The following is a 21,004-nucleotide window of genomic DNA, read 5'->3' as shown; positions in this document are numbered from 1 at the left end:
TGCAAACGATTCCCATCGCGCCTCTAGCGGAAGTCCGATGATATCGATATCGCAAAAGGCCTAGGCGGGATTTATATGGAGGCCCAAGCCACCCTGTCAAACACTTTATTACGGCCTAATGCTATTTTTCTGGCAGCGCACTTTGAGTTGTATTCAAGATCCGTCAAAGGGCGATGGGAGCTGGAACTTGGATGAGTGGCCGATCCTTAGAGCGCACTGTTACTCGATCATGATATCGTTATCGCGCCGCACAAATACGGGAGATTAGCGCACGAATGATGCTCATGGGATTAGGTTCGTCTGCATTGATTGCGCAGCGTTTTTTGTCGCGTGTAACGACCGGATTACTCGTGGTAGTTTTTGCTTCGCTTGGAGCCCTAGCGCAGGCGCCTCCATCGAACGACCCGCCTGAGTATGGACCTTACAACGCGGTCCTGCTGCCTGACGGCTTAGGTCTGCGGTACCGGATGGCAAAGCCGCAGGAGACGCCATCTCCCGTCGATTTTCGTCGTGGGGAGGCGCCCTACGAAGACTCAGTGCTCGAGGCTTCTTCTGCATGGACTCTCTCCGCGTGGTACAACCCAGCCGAAGCTGTCGAGCAACGCGAGCTGATAGCGGGCATGGGCGACATTACGGGCGATTATCCCCGCTATCTTGGCCTGGAACCGGGCAAGGTGACGTTGTGGATGGGCTCGCAGAATGAGCTGTCCGCGCCGCAGACGCAAGGGAGCTCAGACACATGGCATCTGCTCACAGCCACCTTCGACGGAGAGCAGATGCGACTGTACAGCGACGGCGCACTCGTGGCGCATGGCTTGCTCGTTACAGGTGCGACTCAGGGCGTCTTGCAGATAGGCCCTGGGCCTGTCGAGCCGGAGAACGGAAGACACTTCGGCGGAAAGGTCGCGAATTTCACCGTCCAGCGGCGCGCGCTCAGTGACGCTGAGGTGAAGCATCTCTTCGCAGATCGGCCGCAGTTCGCGGCATTGAACTATGACGAAGGCTCGAAGCCTTGGCCGCTGCAAACGCGGGGGCAGGCAGGTTATCGCGCTCCGCAGGATCCGCAGACACTGCCGAAAAGCAGAGCGCCATTTTCGATGCCGGCTGTACGCGACGAGAAGATTGCGAAAGCTAGCGAGGTCCTGCAGGCTTCCGGACAGAACGAGTGGACTCTGGCGCAGGGATGGACGCTGCAGGAGGCGCCCAAGGTGAAGCTTAGCCCGGCGCAGCTTTCTGACGCAGGGTTCGATGCCCGCGGTTGGATGCGCGCTACCGTTCCGGGCACCGTGCTCCAAAGCATGATTGAGGACGGTGTGTATCCCGATCCCGATTACGGCCTGAACAACCTTCAGATACCCGAGTCACTGAATAAACAGGATTACTGGTACCGCAACGAGTTCTCCTCGCCACGGCTGAACACCGATGCAGGGGATCATCTCGAGCTCACCTTTCAGGGAATCAACTACAAGGCTGAGGTGTGGCTCAACGGCGTTCACCTGGGCGAGATGCAGGGCGCCTTTCAGCGTGGCGTTTATGACGTTACCAAGCTGGCGAAGCCGCGCAATGTGCTGCTGGTGCGCGTGTCGCCCCCGCCGCATCCGGGGATTCCAGAAGAGGAGTCTGTGATCGCGGGGCCGGGAGAAAACGGCGGCAGCATGGAGATAGACGGTCCTTCGTTCCTAGCCACCGAGGGCTGGGACTGGATTCCAGCGATCCGCGATCGCAACACCGGCCTATGGCAGCCCGTGACGCTGAAGGTACGGCGCAGCCTGAAGATCGGCGACGCAAAAGTAGTGTCGACCTTTCCCGGGCACGACTACAGCCGCGCAACTCTCGCCATCGATGTTCCTGTAAGTAATTTCACCGGCGCGCCGGTAAACACTGTGCTGCATGCCACGGCGGAGGGCATCGCGGTGGAGAAAACCTTCGCCGCGCCTCCGGGTGAAAGCACCTTGTCGCTCACGGCTGCGGAGTTCCCGCAACTTGCGATTGCGAACCCGCGCCTATGGTGGCCGAACGGTTATGGCAAGCCTGAGCTGTATCATCTGAAGCTGCAGCTTGCACCACAGAACAGCGCAACGGTTTTCGATGAGCAGAGCGTCAGGTTCGGCATCCGGGAGATCAGCTATGAGCTGAGTCTTCTGGATAGTACGGGCCACCTGCGGCGGGTTGCATATACGCCTGCCGACGCACATGGCGATGAACCTGTTGTCGACGTGAGTCACGAAGGCATGCGCGAGATTCCCTCGGCCGATGCTGCAGCCCTGAACATACCGGAAGAGGAGCGCTCCTCTTATAACGGAGGCTCGCATGTGTCTTCCATCGAGCCTGGGATGGAGAACTCTCCGGCATTGCGTCCTTTGACGGAGACGGGAACGTCGTCCTACCTGGTGATTCGTGTCAACGGGATTCGCATTGCCGCGCGTGGTGGAAACTGGGGCATGGACGACTCGCGCAAGCGTGTTTCCCGCGAGCATCTCGAGCCCTACTTCCGGCTTCACCGCGATGCGAACGTCGACATCATCCGCAACTGGGTGGGGCAGAACACCGAAGAGACCTTCTTCGATCTGGCCGACGAGTACGGCCTGATGGTCTGGAATGATTTTTGGGAGTCAACCCAGAACTACAATATCGAGGCGGACGATCCAGCGCTGTTTCTGAATAATGCCGCGGATACGATCAAGCGCTTCCGGAACCATCCATCCATCATCGTGTGGTGCGGCCGTAACGAAGGTGTTCCTCAGCCGGTGCTGAACATGGGCTTGGATCGTTTGACGCGCACGCTGGATGGAACCCGCTTTTACTCGCCGAGTTCCAATCAGGTGAATCTTCAGAACAGCGGCCCCTATAGATATCAGGATCCAAAGCTGTATTACACGGTGAATAATCGCGGCTTCTCGGTCGAAACCGGCACGCCTTCCATGTCGACGCTCGAAAGCTTCGAGAGCACCACGCCGCAGGCGGACTGGTGGCCGATCGATGATGTGTGGGCTTATCACGATTGGCACCAGTCAGGAAACGGCGCCGTGAAGCCTTTCATGCAGGAGATCGAAAGGGAATTCGGCGCACCCACAAGCCTGCCGGACTTCGAACGTAAAGCGCAGCTGCTGAATTATGTAGACCATCGTGCCATTTTCGAGGGCATGAACGCCAACCTGTGGGCTCCCAACAGCGGGCGCATGCTATGGATGACGCAGCCTGCATGGCCAAGTACCATGTGGCAGATCCTGAGCTCCGACTACGATACTCAGGCATCGTTTTACGGGACCAAGATCGCATGCGAACCCTTGCACGTTCAATTGAACCTTGCGACTGGCGCGGTCGACGTCGTCAATACGACGCCGCAAGCGCGTTCGGGATTAAAGGTCCGCGCACGGGTTCTTTCGCTGAAGAATGCGTCCTTGCTGGATCAGGCACAAGCGCTCGACCTGAGCGCTGACGACGTCGCGCATACTCTGCGTCTGGATCTGCCGTCATTGGAAAACAATGGCGTTGTGTTGGTGGTGCTCGATCTCACAGGGAGCGATGGCGCTGTTCTTTCGCATAATGTGTACTGGCTGGCGCAGCGCTCAGAGAGCCTGCGCGCGCTGAATACGCTTCCCACAGTGACACTGACGGCGTCCGCCGTCGTTCACCCCACCGTAGAGGGGCACAGGGCGGAGGTGCGGCTCACGAATCCATCGGACAGCGTCAGTCTCGCCACTAAGCTTACATTTCTGAACGAATCAACGAAGCAGCGCATCCTGCCTGTCTATTACTCCGACAATTACGTGACGTTGCTGCCCGGCGAGAGCAGAACCATCGAGATCGACGTGCCTGATGCCAAGGCAGAGGTGAAGTACGCGATCGCCCTCAGAGGATGGAACAACACAAACGCTTCCGTTCACGTGAAACCCGGCTCCTAGTCGATCTCCGTCGTGCAGGCGCGTTCATGAGAAAGCTAGCAGCCGCCTGAGATTGACGATCGTTTTCTCAGGCCGCTAAAGTCGTTCATCACCGGAAATTTCATCTCATTCAAAACAGGCAGGAAGGCCATTCCAGCGGCACCACAATTTGACAGCCGTCAATGCAGAATGGCTTAATTGGTGATCGTTGTAAAACGTTTTAGCAGGGCATAAAACGTTCCCATATGGGTCTTTTGTCGAGATCCATATCATCTATCACTCATTCATCCGAAAGACCTATTTAACCAATTCGATTTTGTTGAGGTTGCTGTGATAACGATACCAAATAGAATCTTCTTAAAGCTATTCGCTTTCCTTCTCCCCGTCCTTCTATTGATACCCGGCACAATGCGGGCGCAATCTATCACCGCCGATGTTCTCGGCACAGTTACAGACAATACCGGAGCGATTGTTCCCAATGCTTCGGTGAGCATTGAAAATGTGGGCACCCACGAGACGCGCAACGCGACGACCGGCGCGTCGGGCGAGTATACCTTTTCTCTCCTACCCATCGGCGTCTATACGTTGCGGATAAATACTCCCGGATTTTCTCTCTTCCAACAGAGCAATATCGCTCTCTCCGCGGGGCAAAGAGAGCGCATCGATGCCAAGATGCAGGTCGGTTCCGTGGCCCAGCAAGTGGTAGTCACAGGCGCGCCGCCAGCATTGCAGACCGATGATTCAACGATAGGCACCACGATCAATGATCGCGCAGTCCAGGATTTGCCGACGAATGGCCGCAACTTCATCAACCTCGCACAGCTGGTGCCAGGAGCTAATGCGGGTACGGCCAATTCAATCGCGAGCGGATCGCGGCCGGATGACCGCCGTGAAACCTCTGCAGTTTCTGTAAACGGCCAGAGCACGATGGTCAACACGGAAGAGATCGACGGCCTCGACAACAACGAACGTATTATCGGCACCATCGGCGTACGCCCCTCAATCGATGCTATCCAGGAGTTTCGCGTCGAAACTAATTTGTATACGGCCGAGGTTGGTCGCACGTCGGCAGGAGTCATCAACATCCTGACCAAGTCAGGCACCAATACTTTCCATGGATCGGCATACGAATTCCTGCGCAATGACAAAATGGATGCGCGTGATTTTTTTGCTACCACGGGAGCGAAGCCGGAGTTCCGCCAGAACCAATTTGGTGGATCGATTGGCGGACCAATCATCCGCGACAAGAGCTTCTTCTTTGCTGATTTCGAAGGACTGCGCAAAGTGCAGGGCACGACTAGCACTGTCACAGTCCCCACGCTCTTTGAGGAACAGAATCCCGGCAACTTCTCTGACGCCGGCGGGCCAGTGGTAGCCAGCAGCCAGATCAGCCCGATCGCGCTCAATTACTATAAGCTCTATCCGGCGCCGAACCTTCCGGGCTTTGCGAACAACTTCGTTGATTCACCGAACGTAGTTCAGAATGCAGAGTTGGCGGATATCCGCTTCGACGAGCACTTCAATCAAAATAATCTCTTTTTCGCCCGTTACTCCATCAACCGCACGAATACAGATACGCCTGGTCCCTTTCCGGAGGTGAATGGAATTTTTCCCGGCGGCAACGTATACGGTGAGGATGGTACTTCAGATCAGCAGGAGCAGAACGTCGCCCTCAATTACATTCACATCTTCACTCCCTCGGTGCTTCTGGAGTTGAAGGCCGGATACACCCGTATCAACAATGCATCCTTGCCGCTGAACTACGGCAATGCGGTCTCTTCTCAATTCGGGCTTACAGGCGCAAATTACGCCAACGCGACCTCGCATTTTCTGACGCCATTTGTGCCAAGCGGCTATGGGTCAGTTGGGGATGGCGAATATCTGCCACTGCAGGATCTCGACAACACTTTCCAATACAACGGCTCACTCTCCATCAATAAGGGAAATCACAACTTCAAGATGGGCGGTACGCTTATCCGGCGTCAGGCGACGAACATACAGAGCGCATTTGCAGCCGGGGCATTCAATTTTAACGATACGTTTGCACAGAGCCAGGTGGCCGCAGACACGCTTGGGGCTTGCAATACAGCGCAGGCCGATACTTGCACGCTCGTCTCCATGCTGGAAGGAATTGCCTTCACGGCACAGCGCAGCAATCAGCTTTTCCCGATTTCTTACCGCACATGGGAACCGAGCGGCTACTTCCAGGACAACTGGCGCGCTATGCCATGGCTAACCCTGAACATGGGCATTCGCTACGACGTGTTTACGCCCTATACGGAAAAACACAACCGCCTCTCCAACCTCGATCCGGCAACAGGTACGTTGATCCTCGCAGGGGTAAACGGCGTGAACGACGCCGCTGGCGTGAAGATTGACTATCGCAATCTTGCTCCTCGCTTCGGTTTTGCGGCTTCGCTCCCGCACCGGTCCGTACTTCGCGGTGGTTTCGGAATCAGCTTCTTTCCTGATAACTATGGCACCTCGGGCGACCGGCAGAATCAGCCGTTCGTATACAATTTTCAGCCTGCTCCTGAGTACAACATCGCCAACGGACTTCCTGTGCCTGTCCTCGATAACGGCCAGATCACGAATCCGCAGGGCGCGATCGCCAATGCCATGGACACGAGCTTCGGCAACGCATATATGTACCAGACCAGTCTCACGTATGAGCAGCAGATCGGCGCTAGCGTGGTCACGGTGAGTTACGTGAGCGATATTGGACGTCACCTGGCCCAGTTCATTCCTAATATCGATGTGCCTCTGCCCTCGGCGCAACCTTATCAGGACTACTGCTCTCCGGCGGGAAGCGCGGCCTGCCTTGCGCTGCCAACCATACAGTCAGTCAGACCCTACAATGGAACGCTGCCAGGCATTACCAGCATTACCCAAACCTATAGCCATGGTGTCTCCTACTACAACGCCGCTCAGCTTGCCTTTAGGCGCAATCTTAGCCGTGGCCTTACCTTCAACGCGAACTATACGTTTGCTCACATGCTCGATAATGCTGCCGATCTGAATCAGGACAATCAAGCCGGCTATGGCTTGATTCCGTCGAAAATTTCCACCTATGATTACGGCAATAGCGACGCGGACGTGCGCAACCGGGTGGCTGGATCGTTCAATTACGATCTACCCTTCGGGCAGAGACTGACAGGTTATAAAAAAGCGATCGCAGGCGGATGGCAAACCAACGGTATCCTGGTATGGCAGTCTGGTCTGCCTTTCACGGTGCAAAACAATGTGCCGCAGATCAATACTGGTGCCGGAGATGACCGTCCGAATCTGGTGGCCAAGCCAACCATCAGCAATCCGAACAATACCCAGTACTTCAATATCGCGGCATTCCAGCCCCAGGCATTTGGGACTGCCGGCGATTCGCCACGCAATCCGCTGCACGGACCGCATTTCCGCCATTTCGATTTCTCTGCATTCAAGGAGTTTCCGATTCACGAAAATGTACACCTTGAGTTCCGCACGGAACTCTTCAATCTAACCAACACGCCCAGCTTTGGCGTACCGAATGCCGCTTTGGGTACAAATGGTTTTGGTTCCGTCAGCGGCGATGCCCCTTATTACACACCTCGCGAGATTCAATTCGCCCTCAAACTGTTGTTCTAAATGATTGACACCATGTTAAAGCGCGAGCTGTTTTGATTGGTTTCGCAGAAAAAAGAGCCGCAATCTAAAAAATTGCGGCTCCTAAACCACCTAGAGTGAGAAGGTTACAAAACTTGCAATTTGCCGTTCAAAACTTGCAACAAAGTGACCCCAACTTTCATTTTGAGCGGTAACGCACACACACCCTTGAATGAGTAAGTAAAAGCTATCAGCTGCATCCACTGGTTGAGCCGCAGCTCATGCATCTGTAACAGCTACCGTTACGAACCATGATGGCCCCGCAGGTGTGGCAGCTGGGTGCGTCTCCCATGTCGTACATGCTGCGCATGGCGTCGGCAGCGTGGTAGAGGCCGCGGTCTTCGATGGATCCTGCATTCGAGGTTTCGGAGGCGCTGCTCGATGCGGCGATCTCCGGCAGGATTCCGCCTTGCGGCGCTGACGTCGCTCCCATGCCTCGGGTTGAGCTGTGCTGTTCGGGAGTGTAAGCGCCCGGCGCCGCGTAGGGATTCTTCCCTTCGTCTGCGGGGTCGCTCAGAACGACCGCCTGAGTAGAAGCCGCAGTCGCTGGCGCGAGGCCCGCGAAGAGGCTTAGCTGCTGGCCGGAGAGGAAGCGCAGCTGGAGCCAGCGGAAGATGTAATCCATGATCGACTTGGCGTAGCCGATCTGTTCGTTTCCGGTCCATCCTGAAGGCTCGAAGCGGCTGTGCGCAAACTTCTCGCACAGGACCTTGAGCGGCACGCCGTGTTGCAGCGCGAGTGAGATGGCGGTTGCGAAGCTGTCCATCAAGCCGGAGACGGTCGAACCCTCCTTGGCCATCTTGATGAAAATTTCGCCAGGCTGTCCGTTCGGATAGAGGCCTACTGTAATGTAGCCCTCATGTCCAGCGAGGCCGAATTTGTGAGTGAGCGAGGCGCGTTCTTCGGGCAAGCGGTGACGAACCGCGCGTGGCGGCGCGGTCTGATCCTGGTCCTTCGCGGATGGCGAATCGCTTCGCGTGGCCGCACTGAGCGCTGCGATTGACTTCACACTAGTCGTGAAAGCAGTAGTGGCATCGACGATAGACTTCGCGGTGACCTCGATCTTGTCAGAGATCTTGGCCTCGAGCGTCTTCACGTCGGACTCCGCGGCCGCTTTGCCGGTGGAGAGCGCGGCCAGAACGCGGTCGGCCGCTGCGGTTACGGTTTCATCTGACGACGCGCCCTTGATGGCCTTCGCTCCCTTGCCGTCGGAGACGTTAAGCGGCTGCGCTCCCTTGCTGCCATCGCGATAGACTGCCACAGCCTTGAGGCCGAGGCGCCAGGACTCCATGTAAGCATCGGCAACATCATCGATGGAGCAGTCGTGAGGCAGGTTCACCGTCTTGGAGATGGCTCCAGAGAGGAACGGCTGCGTGGCAGCCATCATCTTGACGTGCCCCATGTAATGGATCGAGCGGGTGCCCTTCGACGGCTTGAAGGAGCAATCGAAGACAGCGAGGTGCTCGGGCTTAATGCCGGGCGCGCCTTCGATGGTGCCAGTCGCATCGATGAAGCTGACGATGGCATCGACCTCGTCGTTGTTGTAGCCGAGCTTGAAGAGCGCGGCCGGCACGGTATTGTTGACGATCTTGATCATGCCGCCGCCGACCAGCTTCTTGTACTTCACAAGTGCGAGATCGGGCTCGATACCGGTGGTGTCGCAATCCATCATGAAGCCGATGGTGCCGGTCGGCGCAAGCACCGTTACCTGCGAGTTGCGATAGCCATACTTCTCGCCATGCGCGAGGGCCTTGTCCCAGCAGTCTTTGCTGGCCGCGATGAGAGCTTCGAGCTGCGGAACGGCAAAGGTCTTATCGTCGGCGGTTTTCGACTTACCGATGTTGTTGACCTCGGCGCGGTGCATGCGAATGACGTCAAGGAAAGGCTCGCGGTTCACATAGAAGCCGGGGCAGGCTCCGCCATCGTGGTGTGCAGATGCAGCAAGCGTCGTCGCCGCAGCGAGTGCAGGAGCTTTCTCGGAGATGCGCGCCGATTGCAGATAGGCTTCGCCGCACATGATGGCAGTGAGCGTCGCTGCGAAGTCGCGGCCGGCATCACTGTCATAAGGCAGACCGAACGCCATCAGCAGTGCACCGAGGTTGGCATAGCCAAGGCCGAGCGGGCGATAGTCATGCGAATTCCTGGCGATGGATTCCGTCGGATATCCGGAGTTATCGATGAGGATATCCATAGCCGTAATCATGATGTCGATCGCGGCGCGGTAGGCCTCGATATTAAATGTGCCGGCGGCAGTTACGAACTTGAGCAGATTGAAGCTGGCCAGGTTGCAGGCGGAGTTATCGAGGAACATGTACTCCGAGCAGGGATTCGACGCGTTGATGCGCGCAGTGTTCTTCGACGTATGCCACCGGTTGATGGTGGTGTCGTACTGCATGCCCGGGTCGCCGCACTGCCAGGTGGCTTCGGCGATCTTGTACATGATGTCGCGCGCGCGGTGCTTCTTCACTAATGTGTGATCTTTGACTGTGTATGTCGCGAACTCACCGTCCTTTTCAACTGCGGACATGAACTCGTCGGTCACGCGGACGGAGTTGTTGGCGTTCTGGAAGAAGATGCTGCTATACGCTTCGCTGTCCGGCCCCGAGGAGCCGTCGTAGCCCTCGCGCATCAGCGCCCAGGCCTTGGCCTCTTCCTTCATCTTGCACTCGACGAAGTCGAGAATGTCGGGATGGTCGACGTTGAGGATGACCATCTTCGCAGCGCGGCGGGTCTTGCCACCGGACTTGATGACGCCGGCGAAGGCATCGAAGCCTCGCATGAAGCTGAGCGGGCCGGAGGCAGTTCCGCCGCCGGAGAGCAATTCCATCGATCCGCGGATAGAAGACAAGTTCGTTCCGGTCCCAGATCCCCACTTGAAGAGCATGCCCTCGGTCTTGGCCAGGGTCAGGATGGAGTCCAGCGAGTCGTCGACGGCGTTGATGAAGCAGGCCGAGCACTGCGGCGTGCGGTAGCCGGTGACGGAGAACTCGACGGCGCAGGTGTGCGGGTTCCAGTGCCAGTTCTGCGCATCGGAATTGGGCTCCAGGCGGTCGCAGCCCACATTGAACCAGACAGGCGAGTTGAAGGCGACCTTCTGGGTCACGAGCAGGTGCACCAGCTCGTCATGAAAGACGGCTGCATCTTCGGCAGTCGAGAAATATCCACCGGTAAGGCCCCAGTCGCGGATGGTCTCGGCGACCCGGCCAATAAGGGCGCGGACACCGGACTCACGCTCGGGCGTATTCATCAGGCCGTGGAGATATTTGCTGGCTACGATGTTGGTCGCGGTCATGGACCAGTCGACGGGAACTTCGACATCCTTCTGCTCGAAGATGGACTTGCCGGATGCATCCGTGATCGACGCCGTCCGGCGCTCCCACTGGACTTCGTCATAAGGCGAGACATTGGACTTCGAGAAAAATCGATCGAACTGAAGAGCGGGGCGCAACGCCGGCTTTTCGTCGCGCGGCTGAGCGCTGGAGACGGAAGAGGTATGGCCATTCGTGCTGGCAGCATTCGAGGAGGCAGTAATGACGGATTTTTTTGTGGCCTCGGCCATGGGTGGTGCTCCTTCCTAAAGGGGGAGGTTCAAATTGGATTACCCCGCCTCTGCGCGGGCGCAGTGCTTTCAGCGACGAAACGACGCGGAGCGGGAAGGTACAACAGAAGTCTCGGAATCTGCCGGCCGCTCATACCCTGAGTCGTTCGGGGGCGGAAGTCACGGTCTTTTATTCCGGAACCCTGCGGAAAATATAAGGGCCGCAGTTGGCAAAGTACCTCTGTTAATAGTGCATGTCAAGCTCGAACCACTACATCTAGTGTGTTAGATGCGGAAATGAAACAATATGCCTCAATTCCCTGCAATCAGCTGTGGAGAAGTCCGGAGATGCCCGTCCGTAGCGGATAAGAGCCCACATAAATTTCCGGAGATGGCCAGAGTCGAAAAGGAAGTTAAGCAGAGATGAATTTCAACCACTTTGAGGAGGCTACGCCGTCGCCCCAGGCAGGGCAAGGCGCAGAAACTGTGCATTCTCCGTGGAGGCTTGTGGAAGGTGTGGAGAACGCGACCAGCTCCGGTATGCCATCAAAATTTACGCCGTTAAATTTTCCGACATTTGTTGCTTTTCTCCGATTCGTTCCAAACGATGCTGAATCCAATACCTACCAGGGAGACTTCCCGAGGAGCAATCTCTTGTCGCAGAACAAAGAAGCGTTCGAAAAGTTGAAGCACGCGCCGGCCATCCCGGGCGTAATCGAGGACATTTTGAAGCGCTGGAGCCCGCGCGCGTATTCAGACCAGGTAGTAACGCCGGAGAGTCTGAAAGAGGCTTTCGAGGCGGCGCGCTGGGCGGCCTCTTCTTATAACGAGCAGCCTTGGCGCTTCCTGGTAGGACACCGCGGCGATGAGACCTACAAGAAGATCCTCGAGAGCCTGATCGAGTTCAACCAGAGCTGGGCGAAGACCGCGCCGGTGCTGATTCTTTCCGTGGGCAAGAAGACCTTCACTGCGAATGGCTCGCCGAATCACTATCAACTGCACGACACAGGCGCAGCGACAGCTTACCTCGCACTGCAGGCAACGGCGCTGGGTTTCCACACCCACTCCATGGGCGGGTTCGATCTGGACAAGGTACGCAAGTCCTTCAACATTCCTGAGGATTTCGAAATCGGTTCGGTGACTGCGCTGGGCTATCTCGGCGATCCCGACACTCTGCCTGAGCAGGTGAAGCAGATGGAGCTCGCGCCACGTGAGCGCAAGCCGCTGAGCGAGATTGTATTCAGCGAGTGGGAAAAGCCGTTGAAGTTCTAACGTCCGGCCGCCCAGGCGCAATCACTCCGCGCCTTTGTTTATCCCACGTCCTACCGCGGGACGTGGGATTCTCTTCTGTTCACTCTGCGGATTCTCCGTAAGACTTCTCATTATTAATTTAACGGGCGCCTGTTGCAGAGACGCTTAATCTTGAAGTTTGTACATGCGCCGTGTTCTTTTCTTTCTCAATCCGCTGCTGATGGAACGCCGCAACCGGCGCGCTGCTGTTGATCGCGTCGCCGGCATGTTGCGTGAGACGGGCTGCACCGTCGAATTGCAGGACACACTCTCGGCGCACTCGGCCGGCGAGCAGGCGCAGGAGGCGGTCACCAACGGCTTCGACACCATCTTTGTCTGCGGCGGCGATGGAACCATCTTCCAGGTGATTCAGGGAGTGGCCGGCTCGTCGACCGCGCTGGGCGTGATCCCTTTCGGCACCGGCAACGTTCTCGCCCAGAATCTTCGCTTGCCTCTGAACCCAATTGAGGCCATGCGCGCGCAGATGAATGCTCCGGCGGTGCCGATTCCCCTGGGCAAGATCACCTGCAAGACCGCAGGGCACACGAAAGACCGGAATTGGTATTTCGTGATTGCGGCGGGAATGGGAGTGCATGCCGCGCTGATGAACCTCGCGCCCACGGGCAGCGGAAAACGCGTGGGAGGACGAGCCGCTTATTACGCGGGCGGGATACGCCTCCTCTTTCAGCACCCCGTAGAGCCGTTCGATCTGCAGATGACGCTGGCCGACGGCAGCGTGCGCAAGTGCCGGGCGAGCGAAGTGATTGCGGTGCGCGTGGGAGAGATCAATCGCTGGCGGCCGGGAGGCGAGATGCGTAAACCCGTGCTGCGGGTGGCGAGCATCCCGGAGACGACGCGACTGGGGCTAGCCCATGCCAGCTTTCACGCACTGATCACGCGAAAGAGCAGCGGAAGCTCGCAGCTTCCCTATCCGCAGTATGAAGATGTGAGCATGCTCACGTGTAATCCCATCCCCGACTATTCGTATCAGTCGCCGTTGCTCATTGAAGCGGACGGCGAGGTGATCGGCATGAAACGGGCGACGATTTCGATTGCGCAGCGGCAGCTTCGCCTGCTCTGGCCAAATTCGGCAGAAGCCTAAGCTGCAGTTGTTCCTGCCACTTCCTTCTCGATTGCGATGAAACGGCTAATTAAAAGCCAATCGGCGAAGCAGCTTTTCTAGCCGCTTCGCCGAAGGATTATTTTTCGATCTATTTGTAACTGCTGCGGCCGCTAATTTGAAACATCGGCGTCGAATGTTCCGGTTTCGACGGTTTCTCCGTGCTTCATCTGGATAAAAATGCGATAGCTCCCAGCGGTCGGAAAGCCATAGGGAAAGCTGACGACGTTCGGCAACGATGGCTGCGACATATTCATGCCCGGCATACTGGACATGCTCATAGCGGGAGCTTGTGAAGCCGAGGCTTCGGCCTGGTTCTGCGACTGCGCCATCATCATGGCAGACATGGCGGCGCTTCCAGCTGGATGAATATGCGCGAAGACGCTGCCGTCTGTCTTCACGAAGGCGGCGTGGCCCGTCATGCCCATGTAGAGAGCCATGTCCTGCGCCGGTTGCCCCTTGGCATCGAGCAGCGTGAAGCTGAACTCCTCGGGAGTTTTGGCGGTCAGATTCGCAGGCTTCTTCCAGACCATGGTATAGCCGTCCGGCAATTTGTAACTGTTGCTGGTCTGTGTTCCATCGCCATTCCACTTGAGCGGTCCTGCTGTGCCTTCGGCGTCGTCCCCTTGCAGAGAACGGCCCGCGACGTAAGGCAGCTTGATGGATGAAACCAGCGTTTCGGGGAAGCCTGTCGCATGCACCACGTCAGCATAGAGATGGTAATCGCCGGCGGGAACAGTGGGCAGAGTGAGACGGAAGTCCCCCGTCCCAACCTGGTCAGGATGAAGATGGAAGACCACACCCATACCCGGCCAGCGAATCAGGTAGAGATGCATGAGGTGATCGTGGTCAGGGATGAAGTCATCAAGCTTACGCTGCTTGAGCCAGCCGGGATCGGTGAGCTTGAGATCGAGGACGTTGCCCGCCTGCAGTGAGGCATCCATTCGCAAAGGCTTATAGATGTAGTTGGAGTAATTTGCGGCCTCGGCTCCCCACCATTTGTTTCCGTAATAGACAGCGCCGATGAGAATCACCAGCGTAATCGCCATCACCACATAGGAACGCTGGATGCGGGCCGGCGGCGGATTGGTTCCAGGAGCGAGCTGCGCCTCGCGCGAGGCCGCGCCGACGATGCCAACCAGGCCGACGACGAGCAGGACACCCAGCAGCCCCAGCATGATTCCCATGCCCGGCTGCATACGCCGCGTCATCATGGCAGTGGCGGGCAGAGGAATGGAGAGGACGCCCGGTCCTTGACTGCCGGAAACGGTAAAGCGCACCTGCCATGAGCCGGTGGCCATGATCCAGAGATGGCCGGTGAAGAATTGCGGATCAGACGACGGCCGCTTCATGCTGTCAGCAACGGGAGGATGCTTCGACGCTTCGCCAGTCAGCGGTATGGGCGTGATGTCGATGCGATCGACGCCAGGAGTTTGCGAGCGAACTTCGATTTCGGCAACGCCGGGAATGACGGCGGGCGGGCGCAGGACGACGAAGAGCTTATACGGGCCGGCGTTGCCCTGCTCGTAGACATCGGGACTGCCGACGTGCGCATGAAGCGGGTGCACGATCATCGCAATCAGGAGCAGCGGCAGAATTCGTAACAGGTTTCGTTGCAATTGCGGGCGCCTGATTAGAAGTACGGGAAAGCCCAGTGCTAGAGCGCCTCGATTGCCGAGGTCTTTCGCAGGTGCGGAATGGAAAGAAGACGCGGATCCTTCGATCCGCGTCACTTGCACAGGATGACAATCCGTCTTACTTTTCATTGCTGGATTCTGTGGGTGGTTCATCGTTGAATTCTCTTCATCCAGCGGCCTAAGGCTAGTCCAATCCACGTGCTGATTGCGGCATAGACCATGGCCATGGCCAGCCCCTTCCACAACGCCAGACCGGATTGGGGAGCGATGAAATGGCGCAGCACATCGGCCGACCACGGAGGCGTACCGTAATCGTGATAGGCGGTGCCAAAGAATCGATTGGCCGCAGCCGGCGACATGAGAAAGCTGGCAAAAGGCCACTCGGCCGCTACCAGCGAGAGAACGAATACCGGCCCAGCAACAAGCGATAGGAGCAGCGGCTTCAATTTTTCGGCCCTGGCCATCAACAGGTCGCAGAGGATCGCGGGAACGATAAGCAGCACCGGAAACCGGGGCGGAATGAATTGCGTTACGTGCTGGAAGACAGGCCCCAGCTTAGGCTCGGCGGGAAACAAGGGCAGGATGAGGATCAGCCCAATAATGAAGACACTGTAGATCAGGGTCATCCAGGTTGCGGCCCAGCGGTTGCGCGAGCAGATGTGGGCGGCTGCAAAATAAAGGGGCGTGCCGATGGCTACGGCGATATAGGCGCTCGCCGAATGCAGGTTGACGTCCCATGTGTACTCCATGCGGAAGAACATGGAGAGCACCAGCATGAGCCCGGCGATGTAGAGAAAGAGCAATTGGAGTTGCCGAAACTGGGTGGCTCGCGCCGGAATGTCGGCGGATCGATTCATGGCCGCGGCAATGAGAAACAGCGCCCCGATGCAAACTCCCCAGATGCCGATCATGAGCAGCGTATGTGGCGGCGAGATGATCTTTACGTCAAGACCGTAGGCGTTGTGCCACCAGTTATCGAACGGCGCCGAGGTAAGCATGGCGATGCCGCCCCAGGCCGCAATAAACGCGCCGATCGGGCCGCGAAAGCCGAGCACGCGAACGGAAGTGTCGGCCATCTGCGGCCGGGGCGCGAAGGTGGTAAAGAGGATCAGATAGCCGCAGCAGATGCCGGCAAGAACTCCGCAGGCGTAGATGGCCATGTGAGCCGGTGTCCAGAAACTGTCCCGGCCGATGGAGCGGTGCCAGGAAACATCCCAGTGAGCACCGATGGTGACGGAGGTGACTGCAAGCGCCGCACACCATAAATACCAGGGGATGCGAGGGAGCTTTGCTGACGGATGAGCGGTGGATAGGGTGGCCATTGTGCGGTTTCCTCGCTACGGTGACAGATCTAGAATACAGGCTCGTGATTGAAGACAACGGAAGTCCACCTTTATTCCCGATATGCGTTTTCAGTGTTACGAGAATCAGCCTGATCTCGTTTGTTTGAACCAGAAGATGTCACTTAACCAGGAAACTTCTGGTGACAAATCTTGTGTTCGAGATTTCGAGGAGGAACGGTCTGTGAAGCATTTCGCTGGGTGGGTAATGGCGCTGTGTGCCGCGACAGCGTGGGGACAATCAACAACCGGTTTGTCGACACAATGGGAAGAACTGACAGGGCCGGACTTTATTACTGCGATTCACCAGGCACAGGGTGTCTGCCTGCTGCCGTTCGGAATCATTGAGAAGCATGGGCCGCATCTGCCACTGGGCACGGACCTGATCAATGTGCGCTATGCCTCGCAGCACGCGGCGCAACAGGAATATACGGTGGTATTTCCTCCCTACTACTTCGGGCAGATCGCTGAGGCGAGACAGCAGCCGGGCACGGTCTCCTACAGCATGAAGCTGCAGCTGGAGCTGCTGCAGGAGACCACCGATGAGATGTCTCGGAACGGCTGCAAGAAGATCGTGATCGTGAACGGCCATGGCGGCAACGAAAGCCTGTTGCCGTTCTTCGCCCAGGCGCAGCTTGAAAGCCAGCACGATTATGTCGTCTACGTTTACTGGTGGCACGCGGGCAATGCGCCGGACCGTCCGAAGGAACACTCGAAAAACGATATGCATGCCGGCGAATCGGAGACCGCGCATACCTTGATCTCGCGGCCGGATTTAGTACATCTTGATCGCGCTGGGCAGGAGTCGGGCGCCGACGAGAACCGGCTTCATCTGCCCGATGGGTTGTATACCGGGATATGGTGGTACGCGAAGTTTCCCAATCACTACTCGGGCGATGGCAGCGTGGCCGCCAAAGAGCTTGGCGAATACGACATGAAGGCCTGGGAAGCCGGCATCGCGGATGTGGTCCGCGCCGTGAAAGCGGATGAAACCAGCCTCAAACTGCAGAACGAGTTCTTCGAGGCGGCGAAGCATCCGCTCGAGACAAAACAATAAGCGCAGATCAATAATCAATTCGAGCAATTGAAGACGGCCGCGAAGAAGAAAGCGAATCCTTCTTCGCGGCTATTGCTTCGCAGCGTGATAGCCAGCTTTGATAGCTTCCTGCTCGGTCATCCATTGACCGTCTTTGGTCTTGCCATACCAGCGCGAGGCCGGCTGATGGTAGACCTTCGAATTCGGATTGGCCCAGACCATTCCAGGCTGAGGCGGCGTCTGCGAAACCGTCGCCGAAGTAGTGCTGTGAACAGACGGCTGCGCTCCAGATTGATCGACAGCCGACACTAACGTTGCGTGAGCGCCGCGAGCTCTCGCCAGCGGATCGGGAATCTGCTCCTGGGGCTTGGTCGGCGGCAGCGGAGGTCCGGCAGCGGTCGCCGTGCAGTTTGTCTTTGTTCCCGCTGCACTCGTCGCCGCTGCACTCGTCGCCGTTGTGTTCGTCGCCGTTGTGTTCGTCGACGTTGTGCTCGTCGACGTACGCGCGCCCGGATCAGACTTCGCCGTGACTGCAGTGGCGCTGGTCCCCGAAGAGGCCGCGCTCGCTCGCGAAGTCGAGGCGGAGTTGATGGTCGCCGTCGTTCCCGGCTTCGTGGCAGGTGCGGTCGCTTGGTCCTGCGAAGACGCCGTCGTTTGCGAGTACAGCGCGGGCGATACGAGTGAGAACAAAGAGACTCCCACGGCAACAAATCCCAGAAAACTTTTGCGCGTCATCATGTGAACCTCCTTACCTCGAGCCACAACCAACGATGGATGCGAATCGTCGCTCATACCGTTGCCGCTCCTGCTTATCTTCACTCTTGTTGAGACGCTCCAATATGCATTGGAGTCTTGACCTTGGGATGGGGAGTTGTCAAGAACGGAGAGTCATCGCAGCAAAGCATTCTCGCCCGCTCGATCGGGCTTCCATCGACAAACTGAATGAGGTGAGCAGCCTGAAAGTTGCGGCTTCGCGCCGACTCCCGCTCGCCGAATCCCAGGCCTCGGAAACGAGGCCTGGGATATCAGTCGAAGGGCAGGTTCTCCGCTATATCTCTCAGGAACGAGAAAGTCCGGCGAATTCTCCGGCCGCTTCCGATGACTCGACGCAGGCAAATGCCTTCTCGATGATCTTGGAAGCCAGGTCCAATCCGTGAGTATTCATAATGACCTCCTGAAAGTAACGTGCCTTCGCACGATAGCTAGGAATGGTCTGCACCTTATGAACAGCTTCGGCGAGCACCGCTACGCTCAGGCTTTCGAGTTCTATGAGTTCGCCTGCGCCGTGATAGGCGATTCGCGCCGCCGCTCCAGGCTGGTCATAACCGATAGGAATGGCAACCATGGGAACGCCCTGCGCCAGCGATTCGAGAGTGGTGTTCATCCCAGCGTGAGTGATGCAAAGCGTTGCGCGCCTTAGCAATTCAATCTGCGGAGCAGAGGGCACGAGGATGGTGTCCAGGGGAATCGGGCCGAGGCTCTCAGGCTTAACGTTCCGTCCGATGGAAAGCACAAGCTGGAATTCCGGACGTGATCTAAAGACTGCGAGGATGGTTTTATATACATCATCGAGGCCATTCACCAGCGTTCCCATGGACGCGTAGACCAACGGCTTGCCGTTCAGTCTCTCCCACGGGAAGGCTACCGGCTCGCGTCCCTTGTTGTCGTGAAATGGACCGGTGTGGTGGAACTGCGGAGGCCACGGAATACCGGGGAAGTCTAACTCCTTGGGAGTCTGCGAGACCACGGCAAGCTTGGAAGTGGTTGCGCTCGGATCGCTCCAATCGATCTGCAGCCCGGCCTTCTCGGCAAAGGGGACGGCGAGTTGTGCAATTGGAGCAAGCAGGCTGCCCATCCACTCCAGTCCTTCAATATTTCTGGCGAGTCCTTCGGGCGTGATATCTGGCATGCCAGGCAAGAGGCATGACGGCGTCGTACCAGAGAAATCGATGTTAAGCACATTCCAGACGTGAACATAAGGAATGCCAAGGCTCATAGGAACAAGCTCGATGAAAAAATGGGCAGTATCCAGAACGAGAGCGTCGACTCCGGCGTCTGCAATGGTCTTCGCAAGATGTTTCAGCGCGGCTTCGGTGAGACCGGGCGACAGGTGCTGGAAGGTGTAGTTCAAGACCTCTTGGCCGTGAAGCTTAGACACGTTCGCCCATTCATCGGTGATAGTGCCGAGGGGATATTCCTTCTCGCAATAGGGCACAAAAAACAGCCCAGCAGCTCGAGCGAAAGGCTCGACATCAGGAACACCTATGAAGACAACGTCATTTCCGCGTGATTGCAGCCGCCGCGCCAACGTTGTCATAGGATTCAGATGGCCGTACAAGGGAAGGCTTACAAAACCGATTTTCATTTTTACCTCTCTCGTTTGCACGAAGCATCCCTCGATATGTCACTCAGCGGTCGAGGTGCAAGCACAAAGACTTCTTGCTAGAAAGGACACGAGAGAGAGGCCGTTTATTCCGAGAAAGGAAGCCGGTGATGCCCTGTATTGTGGCCGACTTTCGACACGTATGGCGTTATCGCAAGCACACGATGACGTGTAACTCCGTGATACCGCTCGTCCAGGGTGCAGTGTGCGGATAATCCGGCAATATCGCCCCACGCGAGAGCCAGTGCGGATATAAGTAGATTGGAAAGGATATTCAGAATGCTTCTCGCCGCTTCGGTTCTGCTCTCCGCCGCAATGATCTTCCCGCAACCGGCAAAGGATGTTTCTCCAACCCCCACTTGGGAAACGCTGCCGGCGCAGCAGGCGCTCCCTCCAATGGCGACGCAAGGCTACGTCGATCATGACGGAGCCCGCATCTGGTACGGCATCGTGGGTAAAGGCGAGCCGGTCATCCTATTGCATGGAGGAATGGCGAGCAGTTTGAGTTGGGGAAATCAGCTTCCGGCCTTGATCGAATCTCACCACGAGGTGATTTTGATCGACAGCCGCGGGCACGGGCGCAGCAGCCTCGGACCTCACCCACTGTCCTATGAGCTCATGCAGAGCGATGTTGTAACCGTGATGGATACAATACATCTGAAAAAAGCATCCTTCGTTGGCTGGAGCGACGGAGCCAACATCAGCCTCATCATGGCGATGAAGAATCCAGAGCGGATCAACCGGCTTTACGCCTTCGGCGCAAACATGAATACTGACGCTGTCGCGCCCGGCGCTTTTACTTCGCCCATTCTTTCGGCACTGGCAGCACGGCTCGCGAAAGATTACGCTCGCATCTCGCCCACGCCCAATGGATTCGGCACGCTTCACGAAGCCGTGGAAGCAATGCAGAAGAAAGAGCCGAATTACACAACGAAAGAGCTCGCAGGAATCTCAGTATCGAAGATTGCCATCGCCGATGGAGAGCATGAGGAGTTCATCACCCGCGCTCACACCGAGTATCTGGCAGCCACCATCCCCGGCGCCACGCTCATCATTCTTCCCAGCGTGAGCCACTTCGCACCATGGCAGGATCCAACGTCATTCAACAACTCACTTCTTCAATTTCTCGATAAGTGA

Annotated in this window: 11 protein-coding genes; 6 read left to right on the top strand and 5 right to left on the bottom strand. The window is 57.2% G+C overall.

Going from position 1 to position 21,004, the window contains the following annotated elements; all coding sequences use genetic code 11:
• Positions 1-275 precede the first annotated feature (275 nt).
• Positions 276-3,905, top strand: a complete 3,630-nt coding sequence (locus tag XX99_RS18525; RefSeq protein WP_231581481.1) for a glycosyl hydrolase 2 galactose-binding domain-containing protein — start codon at positions 276-278, stop codon at positions 3,903-3,905.
• A gap of 387 nt (positions 3,906-4,292) precedes the next feature.
• Entirely contained in the window at positions 4,293-7,505 is a 3,213-nt protein-coding gene (locus XX99_RS18520) for a TonB-dependent receptor (protein ID WP_050060859.1), read from the top strand.
• A 208-nt stretch (positions 7,506-7,713) separates the two neighbouring features.
• On the opposite strand, the gene XX99_RS18515 is transcribed toward XX99_RS18520, so the two are convergent.
• Positions 7,714-11,082: a vitamin B12-dependent ribonucleotide reductase gene (locus tag XX99_RS18515; protein ID WP_050060858.1), complete on the bottom strand. Its 3,369-nt coding sequence runs from the start codon at positions 11,080-11,082 to the stop codon at positions 7,714-7,716.
• Between the two features lie 633 nt (positions 11,083-11,715).
• On the opposite strand from XX99_RS18515, the gene XX99_RS18510 reads away from it, so the two are divergent.
• Together XX99_RS18510 and XX99_RS18505 are read left to right on the top strand one after the other, a co-directional pair.
• Positions 11,716-12,333, top strand: coding sequence for a nitroreductase family protein (locus XX99_RS18510; protein WP_050061152.1), 618 nt, complete (start codon positions 11,716-11,718; stop codon positions 12,331-12,333).
• 163 nt (positions 12,334-12,496) lie between these two features.
• On the top strand, positions 12,497-13,453 hold the full coding sequence (locus XX99_RS18505) for a diacylglycerol/lipid kinase family protein (protein WP_050060857.1): 957 nt from the start codon (positions 12,497-12,499) through the stop codon (positions 13,451-13,453).
• Between the two features lie 131 nt (positions 13,454-13,584).
• Here the strand turns inward: XX99_RS18505 and XX99_RS18500 are convergent, their stop codons facing one another.
• Complete coding sequence (locus tag XX99_RS18500; protein ID WP_231581479.1) at positions 13,585-15,090, bottom strand: hypothetical protein; 1,506 nt, start codon at positions 15,088-15,090, stop codon at positions 13,585-13,587.
• 167 nt (positions 15,091-15,257) lie between these two features.
• On the bottom strand, positions 15,258-16,430 hold the full coding sequence (locus tag XX99_RS18495) for a hypothetical protein (protein WP_050060856.1): 1,173 nt from the start codon (positions 16,428-16,430) through the stop codon (positions 15,258-15,260).
• A gap of 202 nt (positions 16,431-16,632) precedes the next feature.
• Between XX99_RS18495 and XX99_RS18490 the strand changes: the two genes are divergently transcribed.
• The gene (locus XX99_RS18490) at positions 16,633-17,505 is read left to right on the top strand and encodes a creatininase family protein (RefSeq protein ID WP_231581478.1); all 873 of its coding nucleotides are present in this window, start codon (positions 16,633-16,635) and stop codon (positions 17,503-17,505) included.
• Between the two features lie 69 nt (positions 17,506-17,574).
• Here the strand turns inward: XX99_RS18490 and XX99_RS27780 are convergent, their stop codons facing one another.
• Positions 17,575-18,222, bottom strand: coding sequence for a sunset domain-containing protein (locus XX99_RS27780; RefSeq protein ID WP_197081906.1), 648 nt, complete (start codon positions 18,220-18,222; stop codon positions 17,575-17,577).
• Between the two features lie 319 nt (positions 18,223-18,541).
• Entirely contained in the window at positions 18,542-19,849 is a 1,308-nt protein-coding gene (locus XX99_RS18475) for a glycosyltransferase (RefSeq protein ID WP_050060852.1), read from the bottom strand.
• Positions 19,850-20,146: 297 nt separating this feature from the next.
• On the opposite strand from XX99_RS18475, the gene XX99_RS18470 reads away from it, so the two are divergent.
• Complete coding sequence (locus tag XX99_RS18470; protein WP_197081905.1) at positions 20,147-21,004, top strand: alpha/beta fold hydrolase; 858 nt, start codon at positions 20,147-20,149, stop codon at positions 21,002-21,004.

It is taken from the genome of Silvibacterium bohemicum, from assembly GCF_001006305.1.
Classification (GTDB): domain Bacteria; phylum Acidobacteriota; class Terriglobia; order Terriglobales; family Acidobacteriaceae; genus Silvibacterium; species Silvibacterium bohemicum.
Note: the sequence above shows the minus strand (reverse complement) of the source record. Positions and strands in the feature narration are given on the sequence as shown.